The 10,434-nt window shown below is 68.8% G+C and carries 11 protein-coding genes; 2 read left to right on the forward strand and 9 right to left on the reverse strand.

The genetic code is table 11. From position 1 onward, the window contains the following. Positions 1-197 precede the first annotated feature (197 nt). The 3 genes from kynA to kynB all read right to left on the reverse strand — a co-directional run bounded on the left by kynA (position 198) and on the right by kynB (position 3,099). Positions 198-1,115, reverse strand: coding sequence for a tryptophan 2,3-dioxygenase (kynA, locus tag C3Y15_RS30340; protein WP_059740950.1), 918 nt, complete (start codon positions 1,113-1,115; stop codon positions 198-200). Positions 1,116-1,180: 65 nt separating this feature from the next. Then, a complete protein-coding gene (gene kynU / locus C3Y15_RS30345) occupies positions 1,181-2,431 on the reverse strand; it encodes a kynureninase (RefSeq protein WP_124260311.1) in 1,251 nt (416 codons plus the stop codon). A 26-nt stretch (positions 2,432-2,457) separates the two neighbouring features. Beyond that, positions 2,458-3,099 carry an arylformamidase gene (gene kynB, locus C3Y15_RS30350; protein WP_014723534.1) on the reverse strand — a complete coding sequence of 214 codons (642 nt, stop codon included), beginning with the start codon at positions 3,097-3,099 and terminating at the stop codon, positions 2,458-2,460. Between the two features lie 130 nt (positions 3,100-3,229). On the opposite strand from kynB, the gene C3Y15_RS30355 reads away from it, so the two are divergent. Continuing rightward, positions 3,230-3,730, forward strand: a complete 501-nt coding sequence (locus C3Y15_RS30355; protein ID WP_006477992.1) for an Lrp/AsnC family transcriptional regulator — start codon at positions 3,230-3,232, stop codon at positions 3,728-3,730. On the opposite strand, the gene C3Y15_RS30360 is transcribed toward C3Y15_RS30355, so the two are convergent. The 4 genes from C3Y15_RS30360 to C3Y15_RS30375 form a co-directional block, all read right to left on the reverse strand. Next, entirely contained in the window at positions 3,717-4,226 is a 510-nt protein-coding gene (locus C3Y15_RS30360) for a flavin reductase family protein (RefSeq protein ID WP_011885865.1), read from the reverse strand. The two genes, C3Y15_RS30355 and C3Y15_RS30360, sit on opposite strands and share 14 nt — an antisense overlap. Positions 4,227-4,571: 345 nt before the next feature. Then, positions 4,572-5,237, reverse strand: coding sequence for a hypothetical protein (locus tag C3Y15_RS30365; RefSeq protein WP_069246307.1), 666 nt, complete (start codon positions 5,235-5,237; stop codon positions 4,572-4,574). Next, a complete protein-coding gene (locus C3Y15_RS30370; protein WP_059460496.1) occupies positions 5,234-6,640 on the reverse strand; it encodes a selenium-binding protein SBP56-related protein in 1,407 nt (468 codons plus the stop codon). Before C3Y15_RS30370 ends, C3Y15_RS30365 begins: the two co-directional genes overlap by 4 nt. Before the next feature lie 126 nt (positions 6,641-6,766). Further along, on the reverse strand, positions 6,767-6,961 hold the full coding sequence (locus C3Y15_RS30375) for a hypothetical protein (protein ID WP_124260310.1): 195 nt from the start codon (positions 6,959-6,961) through the stop codon (positions 6,767-6,769). A 237-nt stretch (positions 6,962-7,198) separates the two neighbouring features. Here C3Y15_RS30375 and msrA point away from each other — a divergent pair, with 237 nt between their 5' ends. Beyond that, positions 7,199-7,759, forward strand: coding sequence for a peptide-methionine (S)-S-oxide reductase MsrA (gene msrA / locus C3Y15_RS30380; RefSeq protein WP_045579433.1), 561 nt, complete (start codon positions 7,199-7,201; stop codon positions 7,757-7,759). A gap of 66 nt (positions 7,760-7,825) precedes the next feature. Here msrA and C3Y15_RS30385 read toward each other — a convergent pair whose 3' ends face one another. Both C3Y15_RS30385 and C3Y15_RS30390 read right to left on the reverse strand, forming a co-directional pair. Continuing rightward, the gene (locus C3Y15_RS30385; protein WP_069224303.1) at positions 7,826-9,124 is read right to left on the reverse strand and encodes a DUF72 domain-containing protein; all 1,299 of its coding nucleotides are present in this window, start codon (positions 9,122-9,124) and stop codon (positions 7,826-7,828) included. A gap of 23 nt (positions 9,125-9,147) precedes the next feature. Then, on the reverse strand, positions 9,148-10,368 hold the full coding sequence (locus tag C3Y15_RS30390) for a cyclopropane-fatty-acyl-phospholipid synthase family protein (RefSeq protein ID WP_014723528.1): 1,221 nt from the start codon (positions 10,366-10,368) through the stop codon (positions 9,148-9,150). Positions 10,369-10,434: the final 66 nt, after the last annotated feature.

Here is a 10,434-nt window from a genome sequence, read left to right on the forward strand (position 1 = left end):
GGCGGCGAATCAGGCGGCGAATCAGACCGGCGCGGCGGCGCAGATAGCGGCAGCGTGCCGAAGCGGCTGCACCGGCGCGCCACGGTGGCGGAGGAACGCGTCGAGCGTCGTCTGACCGCCCGCGCCGGCCTTGCCGCGCGCATATGATGCGGCCCGCTCGTCGTCACGACGCGCGGGCCGCGTGAGCCGCGCGTGCGCTACAGCGTGGTGCGCACGTGCCAGAGCTCGGGGAACAGCACGACGTCGAGCATCTTGCGCAGATACGGCGCGCCGCTCGTGCCGCCGGTGCCCTGCTTGAAGCCGATGATGCGCTCGACGGTCGTCACGTGACGGAAGCGCCACTGACGGAACGCGTCCTCGAGATCGACGAGTTCCTCGGCCATCTCGTACAGCTCCCAATGCTGCTGCGGGTGACGATAGACCTCGAGCCACGCGGCCTCGACGGTTTCGTCGTGGCGCATCGGCTGCGTCCAGTCGCGCTCGAGCCGCTCCGGCGCGATCGGGAAACCGCGCCGCGCGAGCAGGCGCACGACTTCGTCGTAGAACGACGGCGCTTCGAGCGTCGCGCGCACTTCGGCGAGGATCTCGGGCCGGTGCGCATGCGGCTGCAGCATCTGCACGTTCTTGTTGCCGAGCAGGAATTCGAGCTGCCGGTACTGGTACGACTGAAAACCCGACGACTGGCCGAGATACGGGCGCATCGCCGAATACTCGGACGGCGTCATCGTCGACAGCACGTTCCACGCCTGCACGAGCTGCTCGAGGATCCGCGACACGCGCGCGAGCATCTTGAACGCGGGCGGCAGCGCGTCGCCGCGCACCGCGTCGAGCGCGCCGCGCAGCTCGAACAGCGCGAGCTTCATCCACAGCTCGCTGGTCTGATGCTGGATGATGAACAGCATCTCGTTGTGATCGGGCGAGAGCGGATGTTGCGCGTTGAGGATCGAATTCAGCGACAGGTAATCGCCGTAGCTCATCGACTTCGAGAAATCGAGCTGCGCGTTGTGCCAGCCCGGTTCGCCCGCGGCATCGCCCGGCGCCTGATGAGCGGACGGCGCGGCGCGCGTGCCCGAGAACGGGCAGCCGGCCGGCGCGTCGCCGCCGGGAGGCTGCATATGACCAGAATTCACGACTTTCTCCAGATTTGCATGACGGGGCCCGGCGCGCCGGGCGTAACGGATCAGGTCACCGCGCCGCGCTCGGCGAACGCGGGCGCCTTCCACGCGTCGGTGGCGAGGATGTCGCGCAGCGTGTCGACGGCGTCCCAGACGTCGACGAAGCGCGTATAGAGCGGCGTGAAGCCGAAGCGCAGCACGTCGGGCTCGCGGTAGTCGCCGATCACGCCGCGCGCGATCAGCGCCTGCATGACTTCATAGCCGTGCGGATGCTCGAAGCTCGCCTGCGAGCCGCGCTGGTGATGCGCGCGCGGCGTGACGAGCTTCAGCGACAGCCCCGCGCAGCGCGCTTCGACGAGCGCGATGAACGCGTCGGTCAGCGCCAGCGACTTGCGGCGGATCGCCTGCATGTCGGTCTGCAGGAACACGTCGAGCCCGCATTCGACCATCGACATCGACACGATCGGCTGCGTGCCGCACAGAAAGCGTGCGATGCCCGGGTCCGGCGCGAACGCCGGCTGCATCGCGAACGGCGCGCGGTGGCCCCACCAGCCGGACAGCGGCTGCGAGAAATGCGCGTGATGGCGATGCGGCACCCACACGAACGCCGGCGAGCCGGGGCCGCCGTTCAGGTATTTGTACGTGCAGCCGACCGCGCCGTCGGCACGCGCGCCGTTCAGGTCGACCGGCACCGCGCCGGCGGAGTGGGCGAGATCCCACAGCATCAGCGCGCCCGCGTCGTGCGCGAGCTGCGTGACGGCCGGCATGTCGTGCATGTAGCCGGTGCGGTAGTTCACGTGCGTGATCATCGCGACGGCCGTGTCGTCGCCGAGCGCGGCCGGCAATTCCGCCGGATCGTCGATCAGACGCAGCTCGTAGCCGCCGCCGAGCTGCTCGATCAGCCCTTGCGCGATGTACAGGTCGGTCGGGAAATTCGAGCGCTCGGACACGATCACGCGGCGCTGCGGCGCGCGCTCGGCCTGATGGCGCAGCATCGCAGACAGCAGCTTGAACAGGTTGATCGAGATCGTGTCGGTCACGACCGTTTCGCCGGCTGCGCCGCCGATCAGCGTCGCGAGCTTGTCGCCGAGGCGGCGCGGCAGCGCGAACCAGCCGGCGGTGTTCCAGCTGCGGATCAGGCCTTCGCCCCATTCGGCGCCGATCACCTGTTGCGCGCGGGCGGCCGATGCGCGCGGCTGCGCGCCGAGCGAATTGCCGTCGAGATAGATCACGCCGTCGGGCAGCGCGAACTGGCCGCGCAGCGCGGCGAGCGGATCGTCGCGGTCGAGGGCGAGCGCGTCTTCACGGGTCTTGATCATGATGTCGATGAGGGGTTCGGTAATCAGGAGGAATGGCCGGGCAGCGCGCGCAGCACCGCACGCACGGGGCTCGCATCGAGCGTCGTGAACTTCAGCGGCAGCGCGATCAGCTCGTAATCGCCGGCCGGGACGTCGTCGAGCACGATGCCTTCGAGTATCGCCATCCGGTGCGCGCGCACGCGGTGATGCGCATCCATCGTCTTCGATTCCTGCGGGTCCAGCGACGGCGTGTCGATGCCGATCAGCTTCACGCCGCGGGCGGCGAGCAGGTCGATCGTCTCCGGCGCGACCGCGCAGAAATCGCTGTCCCACCGCTCGACGCTCGCGTGCGCGCAGGTGCGCAGCAGCACGCGCGGCGGCACGCGATCGAGCGCGGCCTCGACGTCGGCCGGCTGCACGCGCGGCGCTGCGCCGACGCAGTGGATCACGCGGCACGGGCCGAGATACGCGTCGAGCGGCACGGCGCCGATCGGCGCGCCGTCGGCGTCGTAATGCAGCGGCGCGTCGCAGTGCGCGCCGGTATGCGGCGACAGCGTCAGGCGCGCGACGTTGACCGGCGAGCCGGCCTCCATCTGCCATACGCGCTCGACCGACAGCGGCGTGTCGCCCGGCCACACGGGCGTGGCGGGGCTGAGCGGCGGCGAGATGTCCCAGAGTGTGTCCATGGCATGACGAATCGGTGAATCGATCCTTCGAATGATAGGTGGACGCTCGCAGAAAGTGCTTGCGAAATAACCATGGACAATCCGCCGGATTGGCAGATAATTCGACTCAGAGGGAAAAGGGGGACCAAAAATGCATGCGATCACGCTCGATGCCACCGACTGCCGGATTCTCGCCGTACTGCAGGAGGAAGGCAGAATCAGCAATCTGGACCTGGCCGAACGCATCTCGCTTTCGCCGTCGGCCTGTCTGCGCCGGATGCGGCTGCTCGAGGAGCAAGGGGTCATCGAACACTACCGTGCGTGCCTGAGCCGCGAGAAGCTCGGCTTCGAGCTCGAGGCGTTCGTGCAGGTGTCGATGCGCAACGAGGAAAACCAGTGGCACGAGCGCTTCGCGGAAGCGCTGCGCGAATGGCCGGAGGTGGTCGGCGCGTTCGTCGTGACCGGCGAAAGCCATTACCTGCTGCGCGTGCTCGCGCACAACCTCAAGCACTATTCGGATTTCGTGCTGAACCGCCTGTACAAGGCGCCCGGCGTGATGGACATCCGCTCGAACATCGTGCTGCAGACGCTGAAGGACGAAGCGGGCGCGCCGGTCGGGCTGGCGCGCACGGGGGCGATCAAAGCGGTGTGAGCCCGTGGAAGCCGCCGCCGTGGAACACCAGCGGCGGCGCGGCGTCGGCTGCGGCGCGCACGCCGCAACGCTCGACTTCGCCGACGAAGATCACATGGTCGCCTTCGTCGTAGCGGCTGCGGTTGTGGCATTCGAACCAGGCGAGCGCGCCGTCGAGCACCGGCATGCCCGAGTTGCCGGCCGCGTGCGCGATCCCTTCGAAGCGATCGCCCTTGTAGGTCGAGAAACGCTTGCACAGGTCGAGTTGCGACGCCGCGAGCACGTTCACCACGTAATGGCTGTTGCTGCGGAATACGGGCGTGGACGCCGATTTGTGCGCGAGGCTCCACAGCACCAGCGGCGGATCGAGCGACACCGAGTTGAACGAGCTCGCGGTGATGCCGATCAGTTGCCCGGACGGCGCGCGCGTCGTGATGACGGTGACGCCGGTGGCGAACTGGCCGAGCGCCTGACGAAATGCGGCCGAGTCGAAATCGGGCGGAGTGGCGTGCTTCATCGGGCCGCCATCCACGACGAAACGGACGGGCGCGGCGCGCGGCGGATGCGACGGGCGCGGCGGACGAATGGCGACGGGGCCGGGGCGATCGGTTCGAAAGTGGTGCGCATGGCGGGATTCTAGCGGAATCGCGCGGGGCAGACCTCCGCGCCACGCCCAGCGCGGGGCGAGCGTGAGGTAGCGCACATTGGTGGGGGGCGTTGGCGCCATCGGGGCATCCGCAGCATTCGCGACACCGAATCGGCCGGCGGCATTCGGCATCCAGGGCATCCAACGGCGGCAACCGCGGCACCGCGCAGCCAGCTCACCGCCAGCGCCCCTTCCCGCCATACCGCAGCCATCCGCCTACCGCGCCGCGGCGAGCCCCAGCGACAGCGCCCCGGTCAGTATCAGGCTCGACGCCCATACGGCATCGAGATTGAACCAGCTGCGCGCGACGAACTTCAGCCCCAGATAACGGTAGACCAGCCACGCGAGCACGCCGCCCGCACCGATCATCGCCGCCGCATGGACGGCCGCGACGACGAGCGCCGTGCCGAGATGCGCGTCGATCAGCGTGGCGGCCGCGCGATGGCCGGCATCCCGGTCCGGCCCGCAGAGCCCGAGATAGATCGGCACCAGCATCAGCCCCGCGCCGTGTGCGAGCGCGACGGCAAACGACCACAGCCCGAGCCGCGCCGGCGCGATGCGGGCGAGCGCGCGCGGGTGCCGGTGCCGGATCAGCAGCGCCGCGCCGAAGCCGATCACGAGCACGCTCGCGCCGATCCGGATCGCCGGCTGCCACGCGAGCAACGCGGCGAGCAGCCCGAACGGCAGCATCACCATGAACACGGCGAGCGCGTGGCCGAGTGCGAGATAGCCGAGCGCTGCGACGAGCGCGTCGACGCGGCGCGTCATCAGCGCGTTCGACACGGCGAGCGGCCAGCCCATCGCGGGGTTCAGCCCGTGGTAGACGCCGCTCGCGAGCACGGCCGACCACAGCGCGAGCGACGCAGGCACGGCGGCGCTCAACGTCTGACAGACGGGTAGCAGAAGGAATCGGTCGAGCAGTCGCCGCCGTCGAGCCGGATCTGATGCGCGCGATAGCCGTCGGGGAACTCGACCCAGTAGTCGTCGGCGAGCGTGAGGCCGCCGTCCGGCCCCGCGTGCGCGAGCACCTGCGCGGCCGGCACGCCGTCCGGATAGAACTGGTCGTCCCAGGTCGAGTACAGCGAGTTGGTCCAGTACACGCGCCGGCCGTCGCGGCTGACTTCGACCATCTGCGGGCCGCCCGCGAACGCGCGGCCGTTCGGATGCGGCGCGCGCCGCACGATCCCGCCGATGCGCACCGAGCCCGCGAGCACCGGCCGATGCGGATCGGACACGTCGTACTGGCGCATCTCGCCGGTGCCCCAGCACGACACGTACAGGAAGCGATCGTCGAGCGACAGGTCGATGTCGGTCACGAGCGGCGGCACCGCGCCGAAGCCTTTCAGCAGCGGCGGCAATTCGTCGGCCGCGGCCGGCTCCGGCGGAATGGTCGCGGTCTTCTTCGCGTGGAACCTGCCGTCTTCGCGCCACCAGGTCCAGATCGAGCCTTCGAGCGTGGCCGTATCGACCACGACGCCGACGAACCCGTATTCGCGCGCCGGATCGTGCGCGGGCCGCACTTCGAGCGCCATCTGGTGCTGCGCGCCGAGGTCGATCGTCTGCACGTTGCGACGCGCGCGCAAGTCCCAGAAGTGCAGACGGTGACCGTAGCGGTTGGCGAGCAGGTCTTCCGGCACGATGCCGTTTTCGAATTGCGGCGGCAGCGCCCATTCGCTAGACACCATGTAGTCGCGCGGCAGGTTCCACCAGAAGTCGTAGTGCTTGTCCTGCGGGCCGCGGTCGATTTCCCAGCGGCCGAGCACGTCGAAGGTCTCGCAGTCCATGATGAAGATGCCGGGCGCGCCGTCGGTGCCGTCCTTGCCTGCGCCGCCGAGCGTGCTGACGTAGATGCCTTCCGGGCCGCAGTGGACCGTGTGCGGCCGCGAGTAGCCGGTCTTCGCGAACACTTCGTCGGGCTCGATGATCTTGTGGATGCGCGCCTGCGTCGGATGCGGCTTCGTGTCGATCACGTAGATGCGCGACGAGCGCAGGCCCGGAATGATCAGGAAGCGGCGTTCGAGAAAGGCGTGGCCCGTCAGCGGCGACAGCGACGACGAGCACGCATTCCACCCGAAGTGGTGAAACTCGTCGCCGGTGTGCGGCATCGTCACCGTGTGGACGATTTTCCCGTAGGTCGCCGAGCCGGGCTTCACGTCGATGACGGCGAGCGCGTCGGGTCTGGAAAAATCGGGGCTCAGCAACAACGTATAGGCGAACGCCTCGGGCGGCGCCTGCATCGCAAGCTCCGGTGAGGCGTGAAAGGTCGGGTCGGGCCGCATGTTCATCGTGGTGCCTCCTGTCGGTGGTGTCGAATCACGGGTGCGCCGCGGTCCGGCCGTGCGTGGGCAAGCGCTGCGCGAGGCGAACGCGCCGCCGCCCGCACGCGCCGGCACGGCGCGCGCTGCGGTACGTCAGGTGGAAACGGTGCGGAAAGGTGCGGCATCCGACGCGCGCCGCTCACGCACGCGTGTTGCGTCGCAATGCGATCGGATGAACGACGCGGCGCAATGCGCGTCGGTCGGTTCGCCTGCGAGGCGGACGGTATCTGCTAAGGCGTGCATATCGATGTTCCGGCGGATGACGTTGGCATCGGGGCGGGCATGCATCGGCGCTGCGTGCGGCCGCGGCGGGGTGCCGTCGCGGCGAAGCGTGCCTAAGTGTAGACGAGAAATGCGCGGCGGGTCGGGCGCGGCGCGCGCATGCCTGTCTGCCGGATTTTCGTGCGAGTGAGATACTTGAACGCGTGCCGCTGCGCGCCGGGCGACCGGGCAGCGGCGATACGGACCGGCGAGCCGGGCACGCGCGCGTGCCCGGCCGCTACCTTCAACGAGGTACTCAACTTCATGGTGAACGAGATGCTTGAAACCGCGACGCTCGGCGGCGGCTGCTTCTGGTGCACGGAGGCCGTGTTTCTCGACGTCGACGGCGTGACGGCCGTCCAGTCGGGCTATGCGGGCGGCCACACGCGCAATCCCGGTTATCGCGACGTGTGCGACGGCGATACCGGACATGCGGAAGTGGTGAACGTGACATTCGATCCCGCGCGCATCGGTTATCGCGAGATCCTCGAGATCTTCTTCGCGACGCACGATCCGACCCAGCTGAACCGGCAGGGCAACGACGTCGGCACCCAATACCGTTCCGTCGTGTTCACGCATTCTGATGCGCAGCGCGACACCGCGCTCGACGTGATCGCCGAGCTCGAGCGCGAGCAGGTGTTCGGGCAGCCGATCGTCACGCAGGTCGTGCCGCTCGACGGCAACTACTGGCCGGCCGAGGATTATCACCAGAACTATTACGCGCGCAATCCGGAGCAGGGGTACTGCTCGGTCGTGATCGGGCCGAAGCTCGCGAAATTCCGGCAGAAGTTCGCGCATCGGCTGAAGTCGCAGCGCGGCGCGTGAGTGGTACGTGAGGGGCGCGTGAGGAGCGCGTCACTCGGCGGCGGCTCGCTGTCCGCCGCTACGCCGCTACGCCGCTTCACTGCTCCACCGCGCACACGCGGCGACGATCTCCCGCGCGAGCGCAATGCACGACAGCGGCGCCGAGCCTTCCGCCTTGTTGTTGATCGTGATGATCACCGGCTGGCCGGCCAGCGCGTAGCGCGCGGCCAGCTCGGCGAGCGCCGAACGCGTGGCCGGGTCCTCGTCGACGAGCTGGTCGAACGGCTCGTACTTCGCCTTCGCCTGTTCGTACTTGAAACCGCCGTGCAGGCTCCAGCGCACGATCAGCGGGCCGGGCGCATCGCCGTCGAGCAGCGCGAGCGCGGCCGCCTGGCGCAGCGGGTCCGGCATGCGCGCATGCAGGCCGACGCAGTAGCGAACGCCGAGCGCCGCAAGCGTCCGGATGAAGCGCGGCGTGAGCAGGCAGGCGTCGCGGATCTCGATCGCGTAGCGCGTGCCGTCCGGCTCCGGCGGCAGCGGCGGCAACGCCGCGAAGAACGCGGCCAGCCGCTCGATCAGCGCGGCCGGGTCGGCGAGCAACTGATCGGGCATCGGCGAAAACTGGAACACCAGCACGCCGGCCTTTTTGCCCAGGCCATCGATGCACGGCTGCACGAATTCATGCGTCGCGAGCGCGGCGTCGAGGAACGTCGGGTTCGGTCCCGACGGTTCGCCGCGCCGGCCGCGCACCACGGCGTCCGTCACGGACGCGGGCGCTTTCACGACGAAGCGGAAATCGTCCGGCACCTGCTGCGCGTAGCGCAGATAGTCGGCCACCGACAGCGGGCCGTAGAACGACCGGTCGAGGCTCACGCTCCGGAGCAGCGGATGCGCGCCATACGCGCCGAGCCCTTCGCGCGACAGCTTCGACTGCGCGAAGTCGCCGTCGAAGACGATGCCGTTCCAGCCGGGGAAGTACCACGACGACGTGCCGAGCCGCACGTTCGGCGGCAGCGCGGCCGCCAGTTCGGCGACCTCGGCGGACACCGGCGCAGGCGGCACGCCGCGCCCGCGCCGCGTGCGCTTCGGCGGTGCGGCCGGCGGAGGCGGCTCGTCCCACAGCAGGCCGGATTCAGGCGAGGGCGGTTCGGGGTCGTCGGTAGCGCGCGGCGACGCTCGATCGGCGCGCGCCGGGCGTCGTTCTTGCGGCGCCGCGTGCTCGCCGGCCGGTTCGGGTTTGCCTGCGGCACCGGGGCCCGGGCCCGCGCATGCATCGTCGGCGGACGCGCCGAACAGGTCGAATTGCGCGTCGGCACCCGGTCCCGGCGTCCCGTCGCGCTGCTGTCGTTGCGGTCGCGTGTTGCGCCGCGTGCTGCCGTCACCCATGCATGCCCAGCGTGAAGCGCCGCCTAGCGCGGCAGCGCGTGTTCGTACATGTAGCGCCGCGACCACGGCAACGTTTTCGCGCTGCGGCCGGCCTTGCGGCACACGATCTGGAAGATCGACACGTCGTCGTGCTCGAACGCATACGCGCAGCCGGCGAGATACACGCGCCAGATGCGGAATTTTTCGTCGTCGACGAGCCCGCGCGCCTGTTCGGCGTTCGCCTCGAAATTCTCCGTCCAGATTTCGAGCGTGCGCGCATAGTGCCGCCGCAGGCTCTCGATGTCGACCGCCTCGAGCCCGCCGCGCTGCGCCGCTTCGAGCGCGAGGCTGATGTGCGGCAGCTCGCCGTCCGGGAACACGTAGCGATCGATGAATTCGCCGCCGCCGAGCGCCGTTTCGCCGCTTTCCGCGTCGGTCGACGTGATGCCGTGGTTCATCGCGATGCCGTCGTCGGCGAGCAGCTCGCGCACGCGCGAGAAGTAGAGCGGCAGATTCTTGCGGCCGACGTGCTCGAACATCCCGACGCTCGTGATGCGGTCGAATTGCCCGTCGATTTCGCGATAGTCCTGCAGGCGGATCTCGATCTTGTCCTCGAGGCCGGCCGCCTTCACGCGCGCGGTGGCGAGATCGAACTGGTTCTGCGACAGCGTCACGCCGAGACACGTCGCGCCGAACTTCTGCGCGGCGCGCAGCACGAGCGCGCCCCAGCCGCAGCCGATGTCGAGCAGCCGCTGCCCGGGCTCGAGCTGGATCTTCGTCAGGATATGGTCGATCTTCTTGATCTGCGCGGTCGCGAGATCTTCATCGCCGTTCTCGAAGTACGCGCACGAGTACACCATGTTCTCGTCGAGCCACAGCTTGTAGAACTCGTTCGACACGTCGTAGTGGTACTGGATCGCCTTCTTGTCGGTGCTCTTCGTGTGATTGAAGTAGCGCCGCACGCGCGCGAGCTTGCTCGCGCTGGTGACCGTGCTGCGCGCGAGCGAGTAGCTGATGTTGATGATGTCCGACAGCCGGCCCTCGATGTCGATCTTGCCCTTCACGTACGCCTCGCCGAGGTTGTCGAGGCTCGGCTCGAGCAGCAGCGGCAACGCCGATGCGCTGTTGACCTTCAGCGTGACCTGCGGCGCGCTGAACGTGCCGAAATCGAGTTGCTCGCCGTTCCACAACACGAGGCGCGCCGGTAAGTTCGCCTTCGTCCGTACTTCGTCCGCCCACTGTGCCAGCTTCTTTTCCCAGAACATTTGGAATCTCCGTTTGTTCGTTGAATCGAATACAGCCAGGTTTTCTGACCGGGCGCCCGCATCTTG

The sequence above is a fragment of the Burkholderia sp. B10 genome (genome assembly GCF_004368385.1).
Taxonomy (GTDB): domain Bacteria; phylum Pseudomonadota; class Gammaproteobacteria; order Burkholderiales; family Burkholderiaceae; genus Burkholderia; species Burkholderia vietnamiensis.